At 52.6% G+C, this 26805-nt stretch carries 22 protein-coding genes; 17 read left to right on the top strand and 5 right to left on the bottom strand.

Annotated features, from left to right (window positions below; genetic code table 11):
• Positions 1-2: 2 nt before the first annotated feature.
• From ABEH87_RS12425 to ABEH87_RS12345, 17 genes are all read left to right on the top strand, one after another.
• The gene (locus tag ABEH87_RS12425; protein ID WP_346576672.1) at positions 3-1148 is read left to right on the top strand and encodes a type VI secretion protein; all 1146 of its coding nucleotides are present in this window, start codon (positions 3-5) and stop codon (positions 1146-1148) included.
• Positions 1132-4524, top strand: a complete 3393-nt coding sequence (locus ABEH87_RS12420; RefSeq protein WP_346576671.1) for an ImcF-related family protein — start codon at positions 1132-1134, stop codon at positions 4522-4524. Before ABEH87_RS12425 ends, ABEH87_RS12420 begins: the two co-directional genes overlap by 17 nt.
• Before the next feature lie 13 nt (positions 4525-4537).
• On the top strand, positions 4538-6136 hold the full coding sequence (tssA, locus tag ABEH87_RS12415; protein WP_346576670.1) for a type VI secretion system protein TssA: 1599 nt from the start codon (positions 4538-4540) through the stop codon (positions 6134-6136).
• 42 nt (positions 6137-6178) lie between these two features.
• Positions 6179-6811: a hypothetical protein gene (locus ABEH87_RS12410; protein WP_346576669.1), complete on the top strand. Its 633-nt coding sequence runs from the start codon at positions 6179-6181 to the stop codon at positions 6809-6811.
• 284 nt (positions 6812-7095) lie between these two features.
• The gene (gene vgrG / locus ABEH87_RS12405) at positions 7096-9594 is read left to right on the top strand and encodes a type VI secretion system tip protein VgrG (protein ID WP_346576668.1); all 2499 of its coding nucleotides are present in this window, start codon (positions 7096-7098) and stop codon (positions 9592-9594) included.
• A 12-nt stretch (positions 9595-9606) separates the two neighbouring features.
• Positions 9607-11514 (top strand): lipase family protein, encoded by a 1908-nt coding sequence (locus tag ABEH87_RS12400; protein WP_346576667.1) that lies wholly within the window; start codon positions 9607-9609, stop codon positions 11512-11514.
• Positions 11498-12259 (top strand): hypothetical protein, encoded by a 762-nt coding sequence (locus ABEH87_RS12395; RefSeq protein WP_346576666.1) that lies wholly within the window; start codon positions 11498-11500, stop codon positions 12257-12259. Before ABEH87_RS12400 ends, ABEH87_RS12395 begins: the two co-directional genes overlap by 17 nt.
• A gap of 441 nt (positions 12260-12700) precedes the next feature.
• The gene (locus ABEH87_RS12390; RefSeq protein ID WP_346576665.1) at positions 12701-13399 is read left to right on the top strand and encodes a DUF3592 domain-containing protein; all 699 of its coding nucleotides are present in this window, start codon (positions 12701-12703) and stop codon (positions 13397-13399) included.
• Between the two features lie 35 nt (positions 13400-13434).
• On the top strand, positions 13435-13701 hold the full coding sequence (locus ABEH87_RS12385) for a PAAR domain-containing protein (protein ID WP_346576664.1): 267 nt from the start codon (positions 13435-13437) through the stop codon (positions 13699-13701).
• A gap of 3 nt (positions 13702-13704) precedes the next feature.
• Positions 13705-14847 (top strand): hypothetical protein, encoded by a 1143-nt coding sequence (locus tag ABEH87_RS12380; RefSeq protein ID WP_346576663.1) that lies wholly within the window; start codon positions 13705-13707, stop codon positions 14845-14847.
• A 22-nt stretch (positions 14848-14869) separates the two neighbouring features.
• Positions 14870-16630, top strand: a complete 1761-nt coding sequence (gene tssF, locus ABEH87_RS12375; RefSeq protein WP_346576662.1) for a type VI secretion system baseplate subunit TssF — start codon at positions 14870-14872, stop codon at positions 16628-16630.
• Positions 16585-17685: a type VI secretion system baseplate subunit TssG gene (gene tssG / locus ABEH87_RS12370; RefSeq protein ID WP_346576661.1), complete on the top strand. Its 1101-nt coding sequence runs from the start codon at positions 16585-16587 to the stop codon at positions 17683-17685. The genes tssF and tssG overlap by 46 nt, the downstream gene beginning before the upstream one ends.
• Positions 17660-18196, top strand: coding sequence for a type VI secretion system lipoprotein TssJ (gene tssJ, locus ABEH87_RS12365; protein ID WP_346576660.1), 537 nt, complete (start codon positions 17660-17662; stop codon positions 18194-18196). Before tssG ends, tssJ begins: the two co-directional genes overlap by 26 nt.
• The gene (gene tssE / locus ABEH87_RS12360; protein WP_346576659.1) at positions 18196-18651 is read left to right on the top strand and encodes a type VI secretion system baseplate subunit TssE; all 456 of its coding nucleotides are present in this window, start codon (positions 18196-18198) and stop codon (positions 18649-18651) included. The genes tssJ and tssE overlap by 1 nt, the downstream gene beginning before the upstream one ends.
• A 39-nt stretch (positions 18652-18690) precedes the next feature.
• On the top strand, positions 18691-20064 hold the full coding sequence (locus ABEH87_RS12355) for a VasL domain-containing protein (RefSeq protein ID WP_346576658.1): 1374 nt from the start codon (positions 18691-18693) through the stop codon (positions 20062-20064).
• A gap of 67 nt (positions 20065-20131) precedes the next feature.
• Entirely contained in the window at positions 20132-20485 is a 354-nt protein-coding gene (locus tag ABEH87_RS12350; RefSeq protein ID WP_346576657.1) for a hypothetical protein, read from the top strand.
• 641 nt (positions 20486-21126) lie between these two features.
• A complete protein-coding gene (locus tag ABEH87_RS12345) occupies positions 21127-21804 on the top strand; it encodes a site-specific DNA-methyltransferase (protein WP_346576656.1) in 678 nt (225 codons plus the stop codon).
• 152 nt (positions 21805-21956) lie between these two features.
• Here the strand turns inward: ABEH87_RS12345 and ABEH87_RS12340 are convergent, their stop codons facing one another.
• The 5 genes from ABEH87_RS12340 to ABEH87_RS12320 all read right to left on the bottom strand — a co-directional run bounded on the left by ABEH87_RS12340 (position 21957) and on the right by ABEH87_RS12320 (position 26712).
• The gene (locus ABEH87_RS12340) at positions 21957-22298 is read right to left on the bottom strand and encodes a hypothetical protein (protein ID WP_346576655.1); all 342 of its coding nucleotides are present in this window, start codon (positions 22296-22298) and stop codon (positions 21957-21959) included.
• 12 nt (positions 22299-22310) lie between these two features.
• Positions 22311-22874 carry a recombinase family protein gene (locus tag ABEH87_RS12335; RefSeq protein WP_346576654.1) on the bottom strand — a complete coding sequence of 188 codons (564 nt, stop codon included), beginning with the start codon at positions 22872-22874 and terminating at the stop codon, positions 22311-22313.
• Between the two features lie 270 nt (positions 22875-23144).
• A complete protein-coding gene (gene radC / locus ABEH87_RS12330) occupies positions 23145-23579 on the bottom strand; it encodes a DNA repair protein RadC (protein WP_346576653.1) in 435 nt (144 codons plus the stop codon).
• 497 nt (positions 23580-24076) lie between these two features.
• Positions 24077-25012, bottom strand: a complete 936-nt coding sequence (locus ABEH87_RS12325) for a hypothetical protein (protein ID WP_346576652.1) — start codon at positions 25010-25012, stop codon at positions 24077-24079.
• A 29-nt stretch (positions 25013-25041) separates the two neighbouring features.
• Positions 25042-26712: a site-specific integrase gene (locus tag ABEH87_RS12320; RefSeq protein ID WP_346576651.1), complete on the bottom strand. Its 1671-nt coding sequence runs from the start codon at positions 26710-26712 to the stop codon at positions 25042-25044.
• Positions 26713-26805 lie beyond the last annotated feature (93 nt).

Below are 26805 nucleotides of genomic sequence, written 5' to 3'. Positions count from 1 at the left end.
TAATGGGATGGGAAAGGACTAAAGCATTTACCAGAGAACTACCACCGGCCCCGTCCATACTGTGGTGGCTGCTATCTGGCGTACTGGCGCTAACAGCTGGAATACTGCTGTTTATCCTCCATGCGTCCGGCACAGTAAAAGAGCTGAGACAGTTCAGCATCTGGTCACTGTCACTCACCCCATCGGGTTGCTGGCTGTTGCTGCTGTGCTTTCGCTGCTGGCTGTGGGGGCGGGCAATAGACGAACACGCCTTTCTACAGAAAGAGGCCCGGCTCGGCCAGCAGCAGTGGGAAGAGTGGGCAGGCAGGCATCTTGCCATTCTGGGGAGCTGTATCCTGCTCCCGGATGGCCTCACCGCCGCAGTTATTCAGTCACCTGCCTCTGTGGTTGCATCCCGCGCTTCACTGACAAGAAGAATTCATGATGAGCAGAACCCTGTTCATCATTGCCTGGCGGGTGTTCAAACCGCATTGCGGGGTCTGCCGCCAGAACTTCCCCTGCGGGTCACTGTTGTTTCCGATTTTCCCTCTGCGCAGCTGACTGAAACCTTTGCCACATACTGGGCGTCACTTTTTCCGCTGCGTGCGCCGCCGGTTGATATCACCGTGGCGGATACTTTATCCCTGGCACGGGTGGAGGAGCGGCTAAAACAGCCGCTGCTGACGGTCGACCTGATTCTGATGATGCAGCTAAACGGTGGGGAGCTGTATTCAGACTGGCTGGCGTCAATGCTGCTGACCAGTGATGACGTGGCACGGAAATACCAGCTGACACACCCGGCTCGTCTTCTGCGCCCTATGCCGCTCGACATGGCCGCTTTTGACCAGGATTTCACTCAGTTTCTGGAAACGCAGACGGTTGCCTGTGCCACCGGGAGGGTGCTTGCCGACGCGCTGGCGTGGGAAAAGAGCGCTGCATCGCTGATGAGCGTCGGTATGTCATGCGGCGCTCTCTGGCAGCCGGGGGACAGGCTGGTGCTGGAAAAATTATGTGGAATTCCCGGCCCGCTAGCGCCGTGGCTGACAGTCGCTCTGGCGTCTGAACTGGTCAGCCTGAGCAAAGCATCATTGTTAACACTGTTCTCATCGGGAACAGAACATTATGTCAGCACTGTCACATCAGGAAGTGAAGATGCAAACAACAGGTAATCTGCCCGTTAATCTGGGGCGAGTTGGGCTACTGATAGCCGGGGCTGCGGCCATCTGGTGGCTGATAGTTCACTTTGGCGTGCGGGTGGGCATAGTGTCCACGGGCGAGCGTATTCTTACTCTGATAGTGATTTGTATGGCGCTTGCCCTCCTTCGCTATGCGCAGGCTGTCGCCCGTTACGTCAAAGAACTGCACCACCGGCGGCAGGAACGAAAAGGCGGTGCGCTACCTTCGGGCGATTCGCGCACCGAACAAACGCCACCCCGCCACGTCACCGTTGCCGAACTGAAACGTGCACTAAGCGGCCGCTACGGGCGCTGGTGGTGGCGTAAGGTCTCGGTACTGATGCTGGTAGGTGACGCCGCTGATGTGGAAAAAATCGCCCCCGGCCTCAGCAGCTATTACTGGCTGGAAGATACCGGCACCCTGCTGCTGTGGGGGGGCGATGCCAGCGCACAGCCAGATCTGGCCTGGCTTAGCGCTCTGCACAGGCTGCGCCGCCGCCCGGTGGATGCGCTGGTGTGGGTGACCCGTGCCTTTGACCGCTTCGACAGGCTGGATGGCAAAGTACCCGAAAGTTCACTCACTCCGGATGCGATGGACACCATCGCCAACCGTCTCAGCACCCGCTATGCGGAACTTGGCTGGCAGCTGCCGCTGTACATCTGGTCGCTACACGCTGGCAGCGACCAGCAGGGCAGAATAGTCCAGTCGGTGGGCTGCCTGTTACCTGTGGCCGCCACCCCGGCAGATCTTGACCAGCAGCTGGCGGTACTGGCGGAAAAACTCACCGCACCGGGTACGCGTCAGGTGTGCGGCAGCCCTCAGCACAGCTTCCTGTTAGATCTGCAAAGCATGCTGACTTCAGAGAAGGCGAGTCCCGCTCATGCACTCTCCGCGCTGCTCAACCCTTACCGCCCGCTGCCGCTGGCCGGAGTGATGTTCAGTCCGCCCGCCGCCGGTGCCGCGCGTACGGTCAGGCATCACTGGGGCAAAGACCGCCGCTGGGACGGGCTGCTGGAGTCGCTGTCGTCTCTGCCATCCGGTCTGCGCGCGCAGCGCCTCGGTTTCTCGTGGCCGCGCGCCGGGGCCATCCTGCTGTCGGCGGCGATGCTGCTGTGCGCCGCCGGAATGGTGGCATCATTTGTGGCCAACCGGGGTCTGATCTCTCAGGGTGACGCGCTGGTGCGCCAGGCGGCCGACAGCCGACAGCCTGAGCAGGCGCGCCTGCATCAGCTGCTGGAACTTCAGCAGCTGATGCAGCAGTTACAACACCGTCAGCAGCAGGGCGCTCCCTGGTATACCCGCTTTGGCCTCAGCCAGAATGATGCGCTGCTGGCGCGGCTCTGGCCGCAGTACCGTGATCGGGCGCTGCCGCTGCTGCGCGATACCGCCGCACACTATTTACACCAGCAGCTCAGTGCGCTGGTCGCACTGTCGCCTGCCAGCCCGAAGCGCGAGGCGATGATTAAGCCCGTCTATCAACAGCTGAAGCTGTATCTGATGCTGACCCGCCCGCAGAAGATGGACGCGGCGTGGTTCACCCCCTCGCTGCTGAAAGCCTGGCCGGTGCGTGCCGGGGTGAAAGACGGTTACTGGCAGGGAAGCGGGGCGCAGTTGCTGCGCTTTTACGCCGCTAACCTGCCGCAGCACCCGGACTGGACGCTGCCGGCCGATGACAGTCTGGTCGACAACGTGCGGGCAATCCTGGTGCGTCAGATGGGGGTGCGCAACGGTGAATCCTCGCTCTACCAGAAGATGCTGGGACAGGTGGCGCATCAGTACGCCGACCTGCGCCTGAGCGATATGGTGGCAGAGACCGAGGCGGGCAGGCTGTTCAGCACTGATGCAGTCGTACCCGGGATGTTCACCCGCCAGGCCTGGGAAGGGGCGGTGCAGTCAGCGATTGAAAAAGTGGCCAGCGAGCGGCGTGAAGAGCTGGACTGGGTGCTCAGCGACAGCCGGAAGGCGGTCACCGCGGATATGGCACCGGAAGCGCTGCAACAGCGTCTGACCGCACGCTATTTTGCTGACTTCTCCGGCAGCTGGCTTAACTTCCTCAACAGCCTGCAGTGGAACAGTGCCACCACCCTGTCGGACGCGGTGGACCAGCTCTCGCTGATGGCCGATGTGCGCCAGTCGCCGCTGGTCGCTCTGATGAACACGCTCAGCGTACAGGGGCGCACCGGCCAGACGGGAGATAAGCTGTCGGACTCGCTGGTGAAATCCGCACAGAATCTGTTCAGTAAAAGCAGCCAGCCCGCCATTGACCAGAGCCAGGGGGCGCACGGCCCGCTGGATGCGACGTTCGGGCCGCTGCTGGCGCTGATTGACGGCACGGCAGGCGGCCAGGGCAACGCCAGCCTCAGCCTGCAAACCTTCCTGACCCGCGTTACGCAGGTGCGGCTGAAGTTGCAGCAGGTGATTAACGCCCCGGATCCCCAGGCGATGACGCGTACCCTGGCACAGACCGTCTTCCAGGGCAAAGCCATCGACCTGACCGAAACCCGCGACTACGGCAGCCTGGTGGCGGCCAGCCTTGGCCAGGAGTGGAGCGGCTTTGGCGGCACGCTGTTTGTCCGTCCGATGGAGCAGGCATGGCAGCAGGTGTTGACGCCCGCCGCCGAGAGCCTGAACGCGCAGTGGCAGTCGGCGATTGTTGATGACTGGAACGCGGCGTTCGGTGGCCGCTATCCGCTGAAGTCCAGCAGCAGCGAGATCTCGCTGCCGCTGCTCGGGCAGTATCTCAACGCGGACAGCGGCCGCATTGCGCGCTTCCTGCAAACCCGCCTCAGCGGCGTGCTGCATAAAGAGGGGAGTCACTGGGTGGCCGACAGTATTAACGCGCAGGGGCTGACGTTCAGTCCGGCGTTTATCCGCGCCGTCGATATGCTGAGCCAGCTCTCTGACGTGGTGTTTACCAACGGGCCGGCGGGCATGCACTTCGAGTTACGTCCCGGCACGGCCCAGGGCGTGATGCAGACCAGCCTGCATATTGACAATCAGAAGCTGGTTTACGTCAACCAGATGCCTGCATGGAAGCGCTTTAGCTGGCCTGCGGATACTGAAGCGCCGGGCGCGGCGCTGAGCTGGGTCAGCACCCAGGCCGGTACCCGCCTGCTGGCCGATATTCCGGGCACGTGGGGGTGGATAAGGCTGCTGGATATCGCCAGGGTCTCACCTTATGCGGGTCTGAACAGCAGCTGGCAGGTGAGCTGGCCAACGCCCGACGGGCGCAGGCTTAACTATGTGCTGCGCACCGAAGCGGGCGAAGGGCCGCTGGCGCTGCTCAGGCTGCGCAACTTTGTGCTGCCGGATGCGATATTTCTGACCAGCGAAGCCGCGTCACCCCGGGCGGATACGAACATCCATTAATCCAGGAATTCTCATGGCTACATTGACACAACTTTTTAACGCCTGTGGTGAAGAGCCGCAGGCGCTGATAAATCTCGCTCAGCCCTCGCTCGACCTGTGGGCCCGCTGGCTGGAACCGGTGTCTGAACAGGAACCGACAGGCGGGGACATCAGCTATCACGATGACTTCCAGCTGATACGCGAAGAGGTCAACAAACTCTCCGGCATCAACAGCGAGCTGATCTGCTCGCTGACGGAAAAGCTGCTGGTGGAGGGCAGTAAAGATATTCGCGTGGTCACCTTTTATATCTGGGCGCGGCTACAGCAGGATGGCGAGTCCGGGCTGGCTGAGGGGTTGTGCCTGCTGGCCGCGCTGTTGGTAAGATTTCAGGCAGACGTTCATCCCCGGCGTGAACGGCCACGCCGGGCCGCGCTGGAGTGGCTGGCGGGCAGCAGGATGCTCGACACGCTTTCGCTCTACCCGGAAGTGAGCAAGCCCGATTTCCGTCTGGCCGTCGGCGCGCTGGCGCTGGTGGAGCAGGTGACGCAGCGCTGGGATGTGGCCGCGCAGCCCGAACTGGGCGCACTGTATGGCGCGCTGGAAAACCGCATGGTGCAGTCTGGCGGCATCAATGCCGTGGTGCCGCAAAACAGCGCCAGCAGTGAGGTGCAGCACAATCCCCGTGCGACGTTTACCGCCGCCAGTCACGACATCAACTCCGGGCGTGAGCTGATGGAGCAGGCGAAAAAGCTGGCGAAATATCTGCGCGCTCAGCCAGACGGATGGCTCTCCGGCCACCGTCTGATGAAGGGGAGCCGCTGGGATACCCTGCATCAGCTCCCGGCGCTGGATGCCGAAGGGCGCACGCGTCTTGCCGCGCCGAAAGCCGAGTATCGCGCCCATCTTAAACGCCTGTATCTGCAGCAGAGCTGGCAGGAGCTGCTGGAGCAGGCCGATTCGATGTTTGCGGAAAGCGTCAATCACCTGTGGCTCGATCTGCAGTGGTATCAGCACCAGGCGCTCAGCAAGCTGGGCGGCATTTATGAAAAATGGGCCGATATTTTGCGCCAGGATCTTCAGGGGATGCTGAGCCGCCTGCCGGGGGTGGAAGGGCTGGCGTGGAGCGACGGCAGCGCGTTTGCCGATGAGGTGACGCTGAACTGGATCAATCAGCAGGTTATCGGCACTGACGGTGGCTGGGGCGATGAGCTGAAAAGCAGCGCGCTGCCGCTGCAGGACGATATCCTGCTGCTGGAGCCTGAGGCGCTGGCGCTGGCGGATAAAGAGGGCGTTGAAGCCGCGCTAAGCTGGCTGCAAACCCGCCCCGGCGCGGCCACCCCCCGCAGCCGCTGGCTGTTACACCTGCTGATGGCCAGGGTTACCGAACAGCACGGTAAAAACGAACTGGCAGCCCACCTGCTGGATGCCCTCGACCGCGAGGTTACCGCGCTGACGCTGCAAAAATGGGAGCCGGAGTTAGTCTTCGAAGTGAAAGCCCGCTCCCTGCGCCTGTTGCGTATCAAAGCGGCGCGCAGCGAGACCGAACGCCAGCGGTTGCAGCCGCACATGGATGAACTGCTCAGCGGATTAATTCAGCTCGACCCGGTGCGGGCGGCGGTGCTGTGTGGGTGAACATTAACCAAGAGCGCAGTACCCAACTGAAGGGAGGCAAACATGGACAGTGCAAAAAAAATTGCCAGAGAGATGCTGGATGCGATTAACGTTGATGGTTCGGGTTTGCTGGGTGCCGTGGCGAAGGGGTTTATCTCTTTTCCGGTAACGTTTGGCTACCTCGGGTATGACTTTATCGACACCGATCATCGCCGGGAAAATCTGGACGATAAAGACCGGCTGGCGCGCCTAGTTAAAACGGCAACTTTCAACAGACATCTTATTGAGAAAGTTATCGCTGTATTTATCGATGACTTCACCGCCCGAATTGATAGGGTTTTAATGGCGGAAAAAATCGGTGGGAGTATTGCAGGGGGTATTATATTTTCCCAGCTTACAGGGTTTAAAATAGGTAGTGCTATCTCAGAGCGTGCAGTTCAGGCATTTATTGCAGGTACAGTGGTGATTTCTATACTTTCAATCGGTGCGGAAGCATCGAGGGCAATTTATACATCCAGATATCTGAGGGAAAGGAATCCTGTAGCTTACTACAAGCTAAAGGGGATGGGGGATTTAGACCTGCTTTACTTTCTTATTGAAGATGCTGTAAAGCCTTTTGAGAAGGCTTGCGAAGTTAGTAATGCCAATAAAGAAGAGTTTAATAATATTTGTCAGTATTTTTTAGGTGGACTATGAATCTCAAAAGGATTTTGTTTCCTGCTGTTGTTTATGTGATTTGTGCTATTGGTTCAGCGATGGCTCTTATAGGGATTGTTTTTTCTTGTTGGTTTTTCTTTGTGTCAGATAGTGACATGAGGTTTTATTATGGTGGTGGCTTTATCCTTTTGTTTATTATTGGATACCTGATTTATCACTTTTCATTTCCTTATACCACGAATGGGTGGAGCGACTACCTGTAAGTCTGAAAAGCAGTAGCATTTTACTTAACATCATTAACCGCGTGAATGGAAACTCTCTATATGGAAAATTTCGCTGAGATCAAAGGAACCACACTCAATCGCTACAGCCTCAACATTCCTTCCTGCCCTTATCCGCTGGATGTGGAAAGTTTTGAAGGCCTTGAGCAGATGAGTGTTCTCTACCATTACACCATCCGCTTCACCTGTCTTCACCCGGACCTGACGGCTGAAATGATGTTGAGTCAGCCCGTCACGTTAACCATGGGCGTCGGGGAGCTGTTCAGCCCGGTGGTGGGAAAGGTGGTGCACGGCGTCGTCACCCATTTCCGACGCGTGGCCGGGTCGCGCGACCAGTGTCGCTATGAAATCATTCTTGAGCCCTTCCTGAGCCTGCTGGATAAACAGTTTCGCACGCACCGCTTTTTCGTGAACAAATCCGTGCCGGAAGTGGTGAAGCAGGTGTTGCTGGAGCACGGATTACGTGACTGGGAGTCTGAGTTTCAGCTCAAAAAAGCCTATCCGAAGCGTGAGCAGATTAACCAGTACCGTGAGAGTGACCTGGCGTTTATCGAGCGTCTGCTGGCCGAAGTCGGGATTTTTTACTGGTTTACCCTGCAGCAGGACGCGATGACCGAGGTCATCAACTTTGGCGACTGTCAGAGTACCTTCGCCTTCGGTAAAAAAGTGCGGGTCAGCAGTCCGTCAGGCATGAACGATGCCGGGATGGAGTCGATCTGGGGATTAAACGTCAACAATCAGGTGGTGGCCGCAGGCGTCACCGCCGCTGACTACAACCACCGTGATGCCAACAAGATCCTCTCTTCGGCACCCGCTGACGTTACCAACGGTGAAGGCGAAGGCATCACCTACGGTGCGGTGTATCACTACCTGCCGCGACACCTGGATACCGGGTCAAAGTTTGAGCCTGACGCCGAAACCGCTAACTTTTACGCCCGGCTTGAGCACGAGCGTTTTCTGTCACAGCAGACCGTCACGGGTGGAAAGAGCACCGATGTCACCCTCAGCCCGGCACAGGTACTGGACCTGACCGGCACGGTGCTGCCGCAGCACCTCAGCGAGTCGTTACTGGTGATCCGCACCGGGTTTAGCGCCAGCCGCAGCGATGCGCTGCAGGTTACCTTCAGCGCCGTGCCCTACAGCGAAACCCGCTGCTGGCGTCCCGCGGCAAAACCGCGCCCGGTGATCAGCGGCACCCTGATGGCGCGCGTCACCAGTCCTAAGGCCGGTGATCCTTACGCGCACCTGAACCAGAACGGCCTTTACTGGGTGAAGTTTGACGCCGACCGCGACGACAAAGCGAAGGGCTATGAAAGTATGCCGGTACGCCTGGCGAAACCCTACGGCGGCGACACCTACGGCATGCACTTCCCGCTGATCCAGGGCACGGAAGTGGCGATCGCCTTTCACGAGGGCGACCCGGACCGGCCGTATATCGCCCATGCGCTGCACGACTCGCGCCACCCGGACCACGTGACGGCCGATAATAACACCCGCAACGTGATCCGCACCGCCGGGCTGAACAAGCTGCGCATGGAGGACAAGCGCGGCGAGGAGCATATCAAGCTCAGCACCGAGTACGGCGGCAAGACGCAGCTCAATCTGGGGCATAACGTAGATGAAGACAGAGACCTGCGCGGTGAAGGGGCGGAGCTGCGGACGGAGGACTGGATCGCGATTCGTGGGGGAAAAGGTATTTTACTGACCGCAGATGGCCAGGCAGGTGCGGATGGGCAAATGCTTGATATGCAGAAGGCGATTGAGCAACTGGAACAGGCTCTGTCCCTGGCAAAAAGTATGCAAACGGCAGTACGTACAGCAAAAGCCTGTGGGTCAGATACTGATAGCCAGAAAGCACTGAATGAATCTCTGGAGAACCTCCCTGAGGCGGGGATGGTGGCTTATGCCCCGGAGGGCGTGGGGATCGTCAGCCCGAAAGCTGTGCGTCTTGCCTCTGGTAGTGAAAGTGTTGCCATTATGTCAGGAAGCAATACCGATATCAGTACTGCCCGTTCATTTACGGTAGCGGCGGAAGAGTCGGTAAGCTTATTCGCCAGTAAAAATGGCATGAAACTTTTTTCCGGAGCCGGAGATGTTGCTATTGAGGCACAAAGCGGTGAACTGCATGCAGAGGCGCAGAGCGCTATTACTGTAAGTAACAGAGAAGGTGCTATCACAGTGAATGCGAAAGATGAACTTATCCTTACCTGCTGTGGGGCATACATAAAGCTGAGTGGCGGAAATATAGAGTTGGGCGCGCCGGGTAATATTTTATTGAAATCCGTCAATATGCAAAAAATGGGGCCGTCGAGTATCAATGCTCCTGTTCGGAATTTACCAACAGGCCTTAAGGGCGGGTTTAATATTACTCACCAGGAAACCGGTGAACCCATGGCTTATACCCTTTATCGTATAACGACAGAGGAAGGGGTCGTTTTTGAAGGGACGTCAGATAAAGATGGCAAGACGATGCCGATACATACTTCAAGGCCCTCAAAACTAAAAATTGAGTTTCCGAAAAGTAAATCTTCTGATAATTAATGGATTAATAAGATGAGTGAATCAAAGACTTCAATCTCAGGTAAGTTTGGTGATGCAAAGGCACCAGAGCAGGAATTAAGCTGGATTGAAATTCAGTTAGTCGATGAGCAGGGTGAAGCCCTTGTCAGTATGCCATGGCGGGCTGAAAATGAAGCATCCAAAGACAAGGTGATTAAGCCCTATGAGGGCGTGAGTGATGAAAATGGAATGATCAGAATTGATAAGTTACTTCATCCCGACCTAACACTTTTTATCCGGGCGCAGCCGCTTACTGATGAAATGGAAAAGCGTCCTTTAGCTGTGGAAAGAGTATCCGCTTATCAAATGAAAATGTCACCTGTTATGGTGGATAAAGAGAGTGGATGCATTTGTTATTACACCGTGATCGGTCATTTGTGTGATGCGGCACCGGACATCCCCGGCTGGACTGAAAGTCAGTTGCCAGAATTTCATTTTCCCGATCCTGAGTTCTCAGGATTGAAGATATCCAATATGTATTTTAATGCGCGTGTGATAGTGAAGGTGTGTCCTTTCCGAGCGTGGAATTTACTGCTGCATCATACTAAAGAATATTCGATTGTTAATGCAATGAATCTTGGTCTGATGGCGAACCTGGCATATGAAAAGAAAGAGAAGGTGATCTCTTTTTTCAATCAAAATTGTCAGGATTTATCTATGATCCCCTATTTGCCCTTCTGGCCGATCGCCGTCGATGTGCCGTTCCGGCAGCGCTATGTAAACCCAGTTTTCTTAGATACCGCGGAAGGGGATGATGGTGAAGCTGGAACGCAGCTTTTTTATGTCACTAATGACAGACAATTACTGATTGCATGGCGTGGCACTGAGCCTAATAAATGGGCAGATATAGCCACTGATGGGACCTTCTTGCCTGTCTCATGCCCGAGTATTGTCGCGAGTGGAGGCTGTCATAGAGGGTTTTTGGAGGCGTTTGAACTTGTAGTAAATAAATTTACTGAGCAGGAAAAAGTGCTGAAGTCTCTTGTTAATGGTCGTAATGTTTTCATTTGTGGTCATAGTTTGGGAGGTGCTTTGACGTTAATTCATGCAGCTACATTACAAGAGTTTGAGCCACTCATTTATACATATGGAATGCCTCGTACTTTTACAAAAATGGCAGTTTCCACATTAAATAACATTATTCATTATCGACATGTTAATGATGCAGATTCCGTTACCAGCATCCCGATGGAAGTAGATGTTGATACCGAAATGTTTAAACTGTGGGCCAATCTGGCGGTTATCTATGGTTTTTCCAGTTCCGCTGCTGATGCATTGGTTAAGGCTAAGGTCGGCAAGGCTGATCCCTTCTGGCACCATGGCAACATTGTCTCATTCTTTAAAGCACAACAGTCGATGGTTAAGCTACAAAATCGACCACTTCCCGCTATTGGTATAGATATAAAATCGAATTGTATAAAAATTAAAAAAATCCTGTTTACTAAATGTAAGCTTTATCTGGTGCCTGAGTTGAATGAAGAGGCGTTTTTCCAGTCGCAAGAGAAACAGAAAAAATATATTCAGTATTTAGATCCTGAGAGTATAAAAAATTTTCTCCCTGATAATACAAACCCCAGCCTGGACTCGCTGACTAACCCACTCGATCACTCGATATCAAGCAAGTATATCCCTTATATCAATAATCAACTGATCGAGTTAGTCGATCCCCAAAGGCCGCTGGAAAGGAAAACGAAGCGAGAGGAGTTTGCTCGGCAGGTTGATGATATGGCACAGTCGCTGGATAAATCATCCGTGGATGAAGTTTCCCGTAATAAACTATTCCTTGCTCTACAAAATTTACTGCCTGCAACTTTGTTTATCTCTGAATCCAGTGAGGAATATAAAAGAGCACTTGCCAGATTTAAAGAAATCGCAAAGGAAGAATATGAAAAAATTAATTGATATTTTATTGTTTGTCATCGCTGTTTCATTAGTTGGTTGTGATAATAATAAAAGTTTAGTCTTATCAGAAACTGGAGAGAATGTTGACATTACGGCAAAGGTTTCATCTATTACGGAAATGACCCCTCTGGGTATTATGTATCGCTCTGATGTTTGTCATAAACAACGAATTAAGTCAACAGGTGAAACCTACTATGAGCCAGGTTATCACTATATAAAAATGAATTATGAATATTCTAAAGAAGACGAAATTTATAAAATTCAGGTCCCACGTTTTGGTGGTGGTGCATGCAGATGGAAACTAAGCAATGTAACAATAGGTATAAAAAACAAAGTCTCGTCTGAATTTAATGAAGGGCGATATGAAATTATTCCAATAACAGAGATTGTCACTTTTGATGGGAACTCTCCTCAACGACTCAGTGGCTCCTATCAGGATATTGATGGAGATGTTGTTCTTGATAAAGATTATTTTCCAATGGTCACCGTCAGAAGAGATGAAGGTGCACTCAAAGAAAAGTCTTTTGTCAGAGCGACTCCTGATGTTATCTTTAGAACTAAAAACACAAAGAATATTTTATTTTCCCCCAGGATTCATTTAGCCAAAGTAATCTATGCTGTTGAACCCAAAGTGCATAAATTAGGTGATTATATCTCTGTAACCTATCCTGATGGTACAACTGAATCATCGCCATTTTTTCCTGATTATAAAAAAATCCAATCTCTGTTAAAGAAAGATAATTAGTCTCAGGAATCTTAGGGAATAATTATTTCTTAACTGTAAAGGAATGAAGGTGAATTATGTAAAGATCTATACGTTGTACCATTCTGGTTTTCGTGTTTTTATTATCTTTCCGTAAATTAAATATTTTTAGAGTTTTTAATAATGAACAAGTGATTAATGATTTCTAATGTAATACTAGTGATGCCGGTAAGTTAACCCTGGAGGTGTTTTCTAATCACATCGCGATAATGGAAAAAATCTCTTCCTCTTGCTTTCCCCTTGCTTTCCCCGATGAAAAAATAATGGAAGATCATTGCTCAGGATGATAAAAATGTATGAATTTTTCATTAAGAGATTTTCAATCTCTATGAATTTGTGATTTTTAATGAAGTGAATGTTAAACAAGGCATGCTGATTCAGTTGAGTATGTTTTTTTGGAAATTTAAAATAAAAGGGAGTTGTATGAGTAAAATAAAGCTGGTTTTTCGTATTATGCTGGTTGTCGGGCTTTTTTTAGCGGGTTTAAGTAGCTATCTGGCATATGAATCTTATCAGTTCCAGTCGAAGGCTATCCAGACTCAGGGGAAAGTAACCGACCTGCGCTTTAGCCGCAGTGACAGTTCTTCATCAGGAGTCTGGTATCCGGAAGTGACTTTTGTTGATAACAAAGGTGAGACCATTGTTTTTGAATCATCAGTCGGCAGCAGCTCTTATCGCAATGCGTTAGGCGATGAGATCGGTGTGCTCTATCTTAGCGAAGACCCCGAAGCCGCCAGAATTGCAGATAATACCAGTCTGTATCTTTCTACAATCGTCCTCGGCGGGATGTCAGTGGTTATTCTGTTTATTGGCTTTATCGGTAGCAGAGTAACAGGTAAAGGGAGTCGCTATGCCAAACTGGTTCATAACGGCCGACCCGTTGAAGCTGATATTGTCGGCGTCGAGCTGAATGAGGCCATCCAGTTTAACGGCCGTTCACCATGGCGAATTGTTTGTCAGTGGCTTGACCCGTCAAGCAATACCATACACGTATTCAATAGTGATAATTTCTATTACGATCCGTCGCCGTATCTTAAAGACGATAAGATAAGGGTTTATGTAGATCACGGTAACGTCAAAAAATATTATGTTGATACCTCTTCATTCCCAAAGAAAGCCTGATAGTAAAATAAAGGATTAATTTACCAGGAGCATTTATGTCTAAAGGATTTGTATTACTCGGTGACAGCACCACGCACGGTGGTATCGTCATTTCAGCCACCTCCACTATGATTGTTGACGGTAAAAGTGTCGCACTTGTTGGCGACCTGGTTAGCTGCCCGCTGCCCGGCCACGGTATTAATGCCATTATTGAAGGTTCCCCTGAATGGATTTCTGATGGCAAAGCAATCGTTGTTGATGGCTGCCGTAGTGCATGTGGCTGCAAGGTCATCTCCAGTGCACCGGAGTGTGCAATAGGATAAATCATGGGATGGGAACGTAATAAACCCGCTATTGCCCCGGAACCTGATGAGCCATCGTTAGTGTTCTGGTTAATGGCTGGGGTCGTTGCATTACTCTTCGGTGTTCTGCTGTTTGTCCTGCATGCCAGCAAGCTGCTGGGAGAGTTGCAGCAGTTCGATCCCTGGGTCGTCTCCGCCAGTCTGCCTGTCGCCTGGTTTCTGGCTTTCTGCCTGCGCGACTGTTTATACGGCATCGCTTTTAAACGCCATCAGTTTGAATCCGATGAAGCGGAATATGCTCAGCAGCAGTGGGTTGAGTGGGCCGGGCGCTATCTGGCTGTTTTGCACAGCAGTGTGATATTGCCCGATTCATTAACACCCGCGCTGTTTATTAAGGCATCTGCTGATCTTGAACAGCACTCGAAGCAAACACGGCGTATCGACAGCGGAGAAACCGAAGGGCTGGAGATGCTGCTGGCTGACGCCAGCGATGCCCTGCAACAGCTCCCGGCTGACCTGCCGCTTAACGTTATGCTGCTGACCGATTCCCCACGCGATGTCTCCTCAGTGCTGGCTGATTTTACCGCCGTCTGGCAACGGCTGATGCCTGAAAGCGTTAAGGTGCCCGATGTAAAGGTTTTGCACGAGCAGTCGCTGATGGCGCTGGAGGCCCGGCTGAAATTACCGGACGTTTCTGCGGGGCTGATTCTGGTTGAGCAGCTAAACGGAGGCGATCGCTACAGCGATGCGCTGGCGGTGCTGCTGCTGACCACTGACGATGTCACCAGTCAATATCGTTTTGAGCATCATGCCCGTCTGCTGCGACCGATGACGCTGGACAGTGAACGCCAACATGAGGATCTTGCCATGTATTTCTCTACCCAGACTCAGGCGAACAGGACGCAATTGATTATTGGCGATACCGTCACCCGCACCTGTTCCCTGGCGGCGCTGCTCAGTGCGGGTAAAGAAACTGGCGGGCAATGGGAGCCGGAACAGCTGTACTGGCTGGATAAATATACCGGGGTCAGCGGTCCGTTCTCCCCCTGGTTGGTGGCTGCCGTCGCCAGTCAGGTGGTGAGTTTACGGAAGGCGGACTGCCTGATGCTGTCGTGCGATCGGCAACAGCGTTTTATTAATACCGTGACCCAAGGTCAGCAAGGATGACTTCTGCAAGGACAATGAACCTATGGACGATTTAACCCTGCGCTATTTTGATGCCGAAATGCGCTACCTGCGTGATGCGGCAAAAGAGTTTGCCCGTGCGCACCCCGACCGGGCCGCGATGCTGGACCTGGATAAAGCCGGCACGCCGGACCCTTACGTCGAGCGGCTGTTTGAGGGCTTTGCCTTCTCAATGGGCCGCCTGCGCGAAAAGATTGATGATGATCTGCCGGAGCTGACGGAAGGGCTGGTCAGCCAGCTGTGGCCGCACTATCTGAAAACCATTCCGTCACTGTCGATTGTGGCGCTGGAGCCGGATATCGCCATCATGAGAATGGGAGAGGTTGCCCCGGCCGGGCTGAGTATTTACTCCCGTCCGGTGGGGCCGAAAAACACCGTGTGTGAATACCGTACCACGCGCGATACCCCTATCAACCCGCTGCGCCTGTCGCGGGTGGCGATGGAAACGGAAGCCGACGGACGTTCACGTCTGCGTATCAAGCTTGAATGCCATCCTCAGACCGACTGGCGGCAGTGTGATTTACGCCGCCTGGCCTTTTATCTGGCGGATGAGGTGCCCGTCAGCAATGCGCTACATCTGGCGCTGACCCGCTGTCAGGCGGCGCTCTACATTCGCTTTGGGCAGAACGAGCGTATCCCGCTTCAGGGCGGGTTCTCGCCGGGTGGTTTTCGTGACGAGGACTACCTCTGGCCGAAGGGAGAGACCGCCTTCAGCGGCTATCAGCTGCTGCTGGAGTATTTTACCTTCCGCGAGAAATTTCGCTTCGTGCACCTCAACGGCCTGGAGGACATATTTCTGCCGACGGGCATTGAGCATTTCGACCTTGAAGTGGTGTTGAGCGAGCAGTGGGACAGCTCACTCCCTGTCGCAGCGAATGCTCTGTGCCTGCACTGTGTGCCGGCAATCAATCTGTTTGCCGTACAGGCCGACCCGCTGCGGGTGAACGGGCTGGAGAGTGAATATCTGCTGCGCCCGCGCCGTCTGCAGGACGGGCATACCGAAATCTATTCGGTGGATGCGGTCACCGGTTCGAAACGCAGCAGCGATGCGCATTATGCTCCGTTTGCCAGCTTTCGCCATAAGGGCGGCATGATGCGTCGGGAGGCCCCGGAACGTTATTTTCATACGCGCGTGCGCAAAGGCCCCAGCGGGCTGCACGATACCTGGCTGATCCTCGGCGGCGATAAGTGGGATGCCGAAAGAGAGAGTGATGGAGAGACGCTGTCGCTCAGCGTTACCGGGACCAACGGTCTGCTGCCACGCAAAGCGCTGCAAAGCACCTTGCTGGACCGCTGTGAAAAGGTGACGCAGACACCGCTGACGGTGCGAAATCTCTGCAAGCCAACGCTACCGGCCTGGCCCCCGGCGGAAGACAGTTTCCACTGGCGCATCCTCAGCCACCTGGGCTCCAGCTTCCTCAATATCATGAGTAGTGCAGAAGTGCTGCGCAACACGCTGGAACTGTATAACTGGCAGCATGATGAGATGAACCAGCGCAGGCTGGACGCTATCCAGCTCGTTCAGCACCATATGATTCAGCGTTATGAGAAGGGCTACCTGCTGCGCGGCGTGGATATTGAAGTGACGCTCGACAGCAACGGCTTCAGCGGAGAAGGGGATATTTACCTGTTCGGCGAAATGCTCAACCGCTTCCTGGCGCTGTACAGCGATGTTCATCTGTTCAGCCAGCTCACTCTAATCGTTCAGCCGGAAAATAAATGCATCCGATGGAAAGAGAATCACAATCAGCGACTGCCCGGCTGACAGAACAGCTTCAGGACGATATCAGCCGTACCAACTTTTATCGATTTTGCCAGCTGCTGGAACAAAGCCAGCCCGGTGCGCTGCCGCTCGGCAGCAGTGTGAAAATCAGCGATGACCCGGTGCGTTTTCGTCCACATCCGGGAATGGGGTTTCCTGCCGGAGAGTTTAAACGGCTGGAGCTGCCGGAAGAGGCGGGAGGACCCGCGACCGCCCGCGTGACCTTTATGGGGCTGTACGGCGTGGAATCGCCGCTGCCTACCGCCTGTATTGATGACATTGCCCAGCGGCGCGAGGGATATGAGGCGGTCAGCGACTTCCTCGACATCTTTAATCACCGGCTCATCACCCAGTATTACCGCATCTGGCGTAAATACTCCTGGCCCGCGTCTTTTGAGGCAGGCGGTAAAGATAAAACCTCGCGCTACCTGCTGAGCCTCGCCGGGCTGGGGATAAAAGGCTGCGCTGAAAACATAGCTACGCCGATTTCACGCTTCCTGGCGCTGCCGGGAATGATGCGGCTGCCGACGCGAACCAGCGACGGTATTCTGGCGATTGTCCGGCTGCTGGCACCCGATACCCGTGCGGAAATCGTCCCGCACGATCCGGCACGTATTCCGTTAAAGCAGACGCTGACCATGAGTGCCTCGCGGCCGACATCGCTGGAGCATCGCCCGGTGATGGGCAGCCACGCGACCGACGTGAATCATCAGGTACATCTTCGGCTGACAACCAGTAATGAGCAGGAGGCAATGAGCTGGCTGCCGGGTGAATCGCTGCATGCCGATTTACTGGTGCTGCTCTCGGTGTATCTGGGGGCAAAGCTGGATGTGCGCATGACGCTCACGCTGGCGCGGGAGTTGCTGCAGGATGCAGCGCTCTCCTGTCAGCGAAAAGGGAACCGCGTGCTGCTGGGAAGAACCGCAGTGATGCGTCAGCAGGCGCCTGTGGTAGCGGGAGAGCAACGTACCATCACCATCAGTCTGGGACGCTATCAACGCCTGCAGGAACAACAAAACAGAAGGGACGCCGATGAAGAAGGCAATTACCGCGATTAAAACCGTCAGCGCCGTGGCGCTGATGTCCACGTTGTTAAGCGCCTGCGGTCTGACGCAGACCGTCAGCGACGGCACGGTGGCGGTCGCCAAATCCATTTTTTATAAGCAGGTGAACGTGCTGCATCTCGACATTCGCGCGCGTGAGGGGGCGAACAACAACGCCAGCGGCCATGCGCTGTCTACGGTGGTCAGGATCTACCAGCTGAAAGACCGCAAGGCCTTTGACAGTACGGACTATGCCTCTCTGTTTGCGACAGACAGCGAAGCGCTAAAAGCCGATCTGCTGGTGGAAAAGGATATTCGCGTACGTCCCGGTGAGGCTGTCACCGTGGATATGCCGATGGAAGCGGGCGCGCAGTTTGTGGCAGTGGCAGCGATGTTCCTGACGCCTGACCAGCAGTCAGACAGCTGGCGTCTGGTGCTTAGCCGCGATGACCTGGACCCGGACGATGCGCGGCATATTGAGCTGAACCAGCAGAGCTTAATTCTGAAACCAAACGAGGAGGACTGATGCCTCATTCACACCACACTCCCTCGCTGTATGAACTGCTCTACGGCAACTTCAGCGGCGGGCTGGACCTGCATAACGTCAGCGAAGAGAACCAGGTAATCCTCTCGGTGCTGGACAATATGCAGCGCATTCTCAACTGCCGTGCCGGTACGCTGGCACACCTGCCCGACTATGGCCTGCCGGATATGACCAAAATCCTGCAGGGGATGCCCGGTACGGCGCATCAGCTGATGAACACGCTGTCGGCGGTGCTGCTGCGCTATGAGCCGCGCCTGAACGGCATCAATGTTGTCATGCTGGAGCAAACTGTACCCGGCGAGTTGCGCTACGGCATTGATGCCGAACTGAAAGGCATTGGTCTGGTGCGCTACGGCACCGAATTTATGCCGCAAGGTAAGGTGCTGATCCGCCATTTGAAACAGCAGCAGTTCCTGAACCCGCGCGCTTCACTGTAGCAAGCGTCGTACTTCTCTGATCACAATCTGAAGCCTCTTATGACTCACTTATCTGAACGTTACCTGAAAACCGGCGGCGACCCGCGCACGCTGCCGGACTATGTTGCCCTGCGCGATGAACTGGGAAAACTGTCCCATCCGGCACGGCCGGACGTGAACTGGCACTATGTCGAAAAACTCAGCCTGTCGCTGTTTGAACAGAACGGCGTCGAGCTGCAAACCGCGGCCTGGTACACGCTGGCCCGCACTCAGCTTAGCGGGCTGGCCGGGCTGAACGAGGGCGTGTCGATCCTGGAGGCCCTCATCAGCCACCAGTGGGGAAATCTGTGGCCGCAGCCAGTACACGCGCGGGTCGAGATCCTCAGCGGCCTGAGCCGCCGCGTGCAGCAGATGATGCGCACGCTGCCGCTCAGCTACAGCGACCTCAGCCAGCTTTACCGGGCAGAGCAGCAGCTTAACCGGCTGGGAGAGGTGTTACAGCGCCTTGAACTGAAGCATCTTAGCCAGTTTGATGCGCTGGCCGTGTTGATGCACAACAGCGCGGTACGGCTGGAAAACAGCGACGCGGCGCAGGCGAATACTGCCGCTGTGCCGTCACCGGTGGTGATACCCGCTGCGGGCGCAGTGCCGTCTGGTGCGGTATTACAGGATGCTGCGGAATCGGTGAAATGGGTGTACGTGGCACAGCCGCAGGCCCGCGTGGAGGTCCAGACCCCGCCTGCTGTTCGTCGATCGGGCTGGAAGCCGTTCACTGCCGGGATGCTGGTGATGCTGGCGGTGGGTTCGGCGTCGCTGTGGGGGTGGCACGTTTTCCAGCGTCCCGACCCGCTGTTGTTACAGCTGGATGCGTCGCTGTCGCCACTGCCTGTGCCGCTGTCTCCGGCTCAGCTTCAGGCGCTATCGCTGAGTCCCGTCAGGGCTGAAAATCTGGTTCAGCAGACCCAGCAGCAGCTCACCCGTACCGCGCGCCTGGTGCAGGACTGGTCGCTGGATTACGGTCAGCGACTGGTGCAGCAGGCGCAGTCACTCAGGCCGGATGATGGCGCGGTAAAACAGCTGGCGCAGCGCTGGCAGCAGCAGGTCCGGGCCGCCGCGCTACCGCTGGATGCGATGGACGGCTGGCATCAGGGAATGACGCAGCTACAGCAGCTGAGCGCCAGACTGAATGCACTCGACGGAAAGCGCGGGAAATATATGACGGTCAGCGAGCTGAAATCCGAAGTGTTTGCGGCCACCGAAGCTTTTAACCGCTCGATACCGGCTGAAGAGCAGCTGCGCCTGTACTCGCTCAGCCCGTCGGATATTCAACGACGTCAGGCGGAAATGGCGCTGGAGCAGTTACAGAAGCGCTATTTCTTGCTGAAGCAGATGCGGGAAAACCCTGTTCAGCCGGATAGAGACGCTCCTCGTTAGAGATCTTCCTGTCCGCGCCAGTGGCCTGATAAACTCCTCTAATCTTGTTATGAAAAGAGAGCCTTACATGTCACTCAGCAAGAAAGCGGTAAACGAACAGGACAATCAGTTAAGGAAAACATTGCACCGCAGAGATAACCTGGCCGTCATCCCGTTCTTTGCTATTCCGCTGGGCCTGTATCTTGTTGGGGGGCGTAATCTGGCGATGCTGACGCCGCTGCTGTGGGTGATATACAGCGCCGTGTATCTTTTTTTATTTCACCAGTGGCTGAGGGGTTTTTCCACCGATGAACTGCGGCAGCTCGCCACCATGGGCAAAAACTATCCCTTCCGGGTATTCTGCTGGATTGTGTTGATAGGGGCAGGGCTGTGTGCGATAGCGACGATCGTCAGGTTTTTCAAACCGGATCTTTTTCTTTAAAGAGTGGGATAAGGCGAGTCATCGAACGCAGTTCGATGGAGAGTCCGGATCTCAGAAAGCAAAAAACCAGCCCGTAGGCTGGTTCTTCTAAATATGGTGCCCGGACTCGGAATCGAACCAAGGACACGATTCCTGACTCATTAACTCTATGATTGTTAATCAGTTAGTCTTTCGCTTCGATGGCAAATGTACCACTCTTCTGTACCAGACTCAAGCCTGATGAACCTCAAAGCTCAACCACTTTCTAACCTTCGAATGTTTTTTGTCAAGGGTATTGACTGACTCTGGTAAATATTAGATAAAGTTACTGATCATGATCTGTACAACAAGTAAATAATCCTTATCTGATTTGTAAAGGAGTTACAAATGCCAGCATGTAGTTGTTGTGGTAAAGCTCTGAATCGGGGTATCTGGACAGATGATGGCCAGCATAAAAGCTGCCCATTGTGCTCAACTACCCAAGGAATCCAGCACGTTTTCAGACGTTATCCTGAGGACTTTGGAACTACAGATAGACGGATTACTCCAAACAATCCTGATGGTGCTCAGAGCTATTGCGTTGACTGTAGGGGGCTAGATAAAGGACAATTATCGCAGGTAGATCTCACCAAACAGAGATTGTGCAATACAGTGAAAATTTAATGAATGTAAATCAGCTAGATGCAGTAGAATGGTTAAAGACACTCCCTTCTGGGAGTGTTGACCTTTTTGTTACTGACCCGCCATACGAGTCTCTTGAGAAACATAGAAAAATTGGCACGACGACTAGATTAAAAGTTAGTAAATCCTCAAGTAATGAGTGGTTCTCAATCTTTCCAAACAGTAGATTTGGTGAACTTTTAACCGAACTCTATCGTGTTCTTAAACAAAATCGCCATTTGTATATTTTTTGCGACCAAGAAACCATGTTCCATCTTAAGCCGATTGCTGAAGAGGTCGGATTCAAGTTTTGGAAGCCTATAGTTTGGAACAAAATGGCTATAGGTATGGGGTATCATTACCGTGCTAAATATGAGTTTGTACTTTTTTTTGAAAAGGGTAAGAGAAAACTCAACAACTTAGGTATACCTGATATCTTGGAAGCAAAGAGAGTAATGCGAGGCTATCCGACTGAAAAACCAGTTGATCTCATTAAAATTCTTATCGAACAGAGTACCGTGCAGGGCGAGTCAGTATGCGATCCTTTCTTTGGGTCTGGGTCTGCATTAATTGCTGCATCTGAATTAGGCCGCGATTTTCTCGGTACAGATATATCTTCTTCTGCTCATGATTATTTCAAACAACGTTTATCTATTAGTACTGTGTCTATGAGTGATTAGTTAATACTCATAACTAGTTATGGTTTAATAGGTTTATATGGCCTCATTTAAGTCTTGAGGCTCTTCAACTTGATGATTTATGGCTGGTTGTTAAAATGTGAAATTTTAACGCTCTACACAGTGGTCGTGAAGAGCGAGCAAATCATGATGTTTTAATTAACTTTGCACGGAAAACGATTTCGTCCTCTTTCACTAACGAATGTTATGAAGAAATCTCTTGATGCAGAATAATCCACATCTAATGCTAGCCCTCGTGTTGCGAATGACAGTCTATCACCCCCCATATCATTAGAGCTGCCTCCAATATAGCTGGCACGCTTAGTGATACCATCGACCACTACATCAACCCAGCCACTCTCATCTTGCTTCTGCAAAGTAATCTTAACATTGATATTGGATTCGCAAACTAAGGTCACATAAACGTTATCTGCCGCCTTAGTTTCTAAAGGTAAACTCAATGACAATGCCATTAATAAACCAACTTTTTTTTTCATGCCGATTACCCTTTATATTTTTAACAGTTCTGGTCGTTCTTCACGAATAATTCGATAGATGCTGCTTATACCAATACTTAACACTCGTGAAATTTCCGTTTTACTCATGCCATTTTCGACCAAATTTATAACTTCTTGAGCCTTGCATCGTGCAGTTGCTTTTCGACCTTTGTATTTTCCCTTTAGTTTTGCAAGTGCAATCCCCTCAGCTTGACGCTCAAGCATCATCTCCCGTTCAAACGTAGCAATCGCACCTATCATGGTGAGCATAAGCTTACCTGTCGGAGTGGCGGTGTTGATGCCAATGTTGAGAATGTTGAGTGCTACGCCTTTGCTGTGAAGATATTCAGATATTTCCAGCAGGTGGCGAGTATTACGGGCGAGTCGGTCAAGTTTCGTAACCTGCACGAAGTCGCCTTCCCGGACAAACTCAAGCATTGCTTGCAGTTCGGGGCGGTCATCTTTGGCCCCGCTGATTTTCTCCCTGAATATCTTTTCGCAGCCGGACAGTGCTTCGAGTTGGGTATCCAGACTTTGCCCGGTGGTTGACACGCGGGCGTAGCCGACAGTTGCCATGTGGACTCCTTACCCTGCCAATAGACCATGCTATGCTGCAAAAACCTGCCAAAACGCCAAATCAACCCTGTGGCAGGGCAGAAGAGGGCATTCCACCGTTGTGGTGATGGCAGATCTTTAGGGCATGGGCTATTGGTATGGGTCTAGTGGTGGTGGGGAATTAGACGAAATCTTCGTCAGGTGCGTAGTTAGCCATCACTCCACGGAAGAACACGGTAGCAAAGGCGGTGATTGCCATAATCACTGCTTCGAGCAGTAATGATTTCCAGCTCATAACCACCCCCTTTCGGCGAACGATACAGTCTGGCCGCCACCGACGACGATATGATCCAGCAACCTGACTTCAATCAGGCTCATGACATTCTGTATCTTCGTGGTTATGGCCCGATCAATACATGATGGTTCTGCATTACCAGATGGATGGTTGTGGGAGCATATAACCGCAGCAGCATTTAGTTTCAAAGCCTGCCGGGCTATTTCTCGTGGATAAACACTTGTTTCTCTGATGGTGCCGAAGAACATCTCCTGGTACTGAAGAACCTGATGTTGGTTATTTAGGAAAATGACAGAGAACACTTCCTGCTCTTTGTCACCCAGGCTGAGTGCCAGGAAGTTTTCAGTTTCCTGGGGCGAGCCTAACGATTCGCTGCGGTAGAGCCGCTTAGTGAGGATTTCACGGGCCTGAATAATAATGTCATCGTGCATGATTTTTTCTCCTGAAATGATCTGCACGTTTCTTGTACCTGTGGAGGATACCAATATTGGTTGGATAGCCTGCCAGACGCTATCTACAGGCTTATGAGCGGAGTTCACTACCTAAGGCATACCCAAACATGCTCTCAGCCAGTTACAGCGTATGAGCCTTCCTACAGCTTCTGGTTGCGAAAAGAACTTAAAAGCTTTAGGAGGGTGAATTTCGTTAATTTACTGCGATATTTGAGATAGAGGAATCACTGGAAAGCGGCATTTTTATTGGCAGCCATGAGAGCCGTCTTTATGCTGCCATCTTGAGGTTATTTCATTAAAACAGGCTGGGAAACAAGGTGAATTTGAGTAATAAAAAAGTATGTATGGGGAGGGTTGAACTCTATATATATGTGTTAAGTGACGTTCCAGACGTATATACGTACCAAAATGCCGATATAGCTTACACGGCGCTGAATTTTTTGGTACGTCTCTGGAACGTTTTGATATGTAGAACGTTACAACGAGTAGCCCCGCAGGTGAGCACGCTTAAAACTCACACCTTTTCCTGTGTTGTAGGGAATTTCGAGCCGTTCCAGTAGTGTTTTCAACTCACGTAATCGCTGTAGTGGACGCGTTAGCAGAAAATGGCATTCGTTAAGATCTGTATTATAGGCTGTCTTAGATGAAATGCTGGTAATCAGCAATTCCGGGCTGGCCAGTGTGCTACATGCTAGGCGGATGCAGTGAGCGTAGCAGTCATCCAGGCTTGCCAGCCGTTTTAACTGCCTGATTGTGTCGAACCATAGCTCCTGTTCTTCATGCCGCACTCTGATTACCTTGATCTCAGGATGATTTTTACGAAACCAGCGGTCCCGGCGTTCATCATTGGACTGATAACGTCTCTTTTTGTGGGCTTCTTCATCAAACTCTACGACAAACTGTCGCCGTGCCGTTTCACCTGTTGATGTGTCTACATACCATTCCTTGGTGATGAGAAAATCCACACGAAAGTTGCCTATTTGTTTTTGGTTGTCGACCTCGTAATAAGTACGGTCAGCAAGCTGGGCATATCCCGCTATAGTTTCCCGCAACCGCTTTCCAAATTGACCTTCCAGCTTACTTTCTCCAGCGGCAACTGGTAGTCGAAGGCCTGATTTGGCCTCAATCGATTTGATCAGTTCGGCATTTGTACTGCTGTAAACACTGTAAGTGAGCAAAGCGAGTGCATCTCCAGCCGAAAGCCAGCCATCGACATCCGGTAATTTTTCTTCGAGCAAGTCAGAAGTGCAGAAACTCAGGACATTACTGGGGGCTCCCAGAAGTTTGGCGTGTGTTCGCTGCACCCATTGTGTAAATCTCTTCGCCTGTGGTGTATGTCTCCGCAGAAAGGGTATGGCAATCTGCGGGGTCCCGGCAACAATACGCCAGGCTGATTCAGGTATGGGTAACATTATGATGACCTCCAGTTAATTGCTGTGGCTTATACCGCTGGAAAGTCTTTTTCCCGTCTTACAAGGTCTAGCCTGGGGATTTGTTCAATAACATTACGTTGAGCTTCCACTGACTTCTCTCCGTATCCGTGGCTGGCTTTTTCTCTTGTGGACGAATTGTCGTTATGCCCGAGAATGCTGTCCTGAATTTCTTCACGAATACCCAAATTGCGGCACAAAGTAACGAGCGTGTGGCGGAAGCTATGCGTAGGTTTGATGCCCTCCCGTTTCAAGCCGTGTTGTCTAATGTAGTTGCCCCACCAGCGGCCATAGTTGTAAGAGTATGAATCGTTCACTTCCGATTTTTCGGCAAAAAGCTGATAGGTTTTGGACTGCACGAAATCAAGGAAGCCTAGTTCCAGCAGGTGACTGTGTATCGGAAACTGACGTGTGTTACCCGTTTTTATCGATTGACCTTCCCCCATAGACAGCCTGAAGCATGGGGTGCCGTCCACTTCCACTATGTCTCCTTTACGGAGCTGTGCGATCTCCTCAACGCGGGCACCAGAGTAGTAAAGGACTATCGGTATCCAGTACGCCATTGCGCCATGTGTGGTTTTTTCACCGTGAAAAACAGGTAGGGAGAAAATTTTGTAGATTTCATCGCTACTGAAAGACCGTATGACTGTCGGCCCGGATACCGTTTTGCGTTTCTTCAGCTTGCTGAGCGGATTTTCGATAAGCTTGCCGTCCTCTACCGCGACTCTGAAGACAGATGACAGCTCCTTCAGGATATTCTCGACGCGAATCTGGCTGATTTTCTCACCTTCGGCCTCCACCTGTTTTTGCAGAGGGAGCAACTTTACGGCTTTTGACGGGCGGCATGGCAGCTTTTCCAGCAGATTACGGAAGTTGGCAAGGTCGGCGACAGTGATATCTTCAATCGCTTTCTGCCCGATACACTCGATGAAGCGATTTACCGATGTCGTGTAGGCGTCAATCCTTTTTTCCGCCCGCAGCGGTTCATGATGCCTGACGTGCTCTTTATAGCGCACCCATAAATCTGCAAAGGTGAGACTTTTAGTTTTTTCTACGGGGAGTGAGTCCAGGCCTTTTTTTCGGGCGTAGATTCTGGATTGCAAACTGAGAAGATAAGTATTAGCGAGCTCGCAACGCCGCTCTGCAAGCCGCCAGGCCAGGCGGTTACGCCATAGTGGCGTCAGAGTAACAGGTGTGTACTCCAGAGCTTCATCCAGTTCGACAGCCAGCAGTGTGCAGATGGAAACATCTCGCTCTTCCTGCCATGCCTGCGACTTGAAACGGGGTTTGTGTACCCTGTCTTCCAGGTAAGTGTGGATAATGTCATTTGCAGGGGAGTGGAAGAGCCCAGTTTTACCATCAAGTTCATCTTCGACGATGTAACGTTCCCGGATAAGCTCGTCCTGTTGCATGGTCTTTGATGCCCAAACACCAGCAATGAGTTCAATATCGGCATCAGTCAGAGTCTGCTCTGCGGCAAGCTGTTTTTCCGCTAACCTGAGCGTGAGGTCAATCTGGATGATTTTGGCAGGTGCACGCTCTCTGGCCTCCTTAACGTCTTTCGTATCAAGGGTGAACTTGATTTCACGTTTACCAAGGATGGCGACCAGGTGTTTGGGTACGGCTTTACGGATGTGGTAAACGCCGAATCTGTTCTTAGTTGGCTGTATCATAATGCCCATTTTGTACCACCTTTCTGTACCACCGGGAAGCGGGGCCGGAGGAGAATAAGAGGGGTAACTACTGACAAACCAACAAGTTATTGAGCCATAATG

This window comes from Erwinia sp. Eh17-17 (genome assembly GCF_039675725.1).
Classification (GTDB): domain Bacteria; phylum Pseudomonadota; class Gammaproteobacteria; order Enterobacterales; family Enterobacteriaceae; genus Erwinia.
The sequence above is the reverse complement of the archived record's forward strand: the minus strand, read 5'-3'. Positions and strand labels throughout refer to the sequence as shown.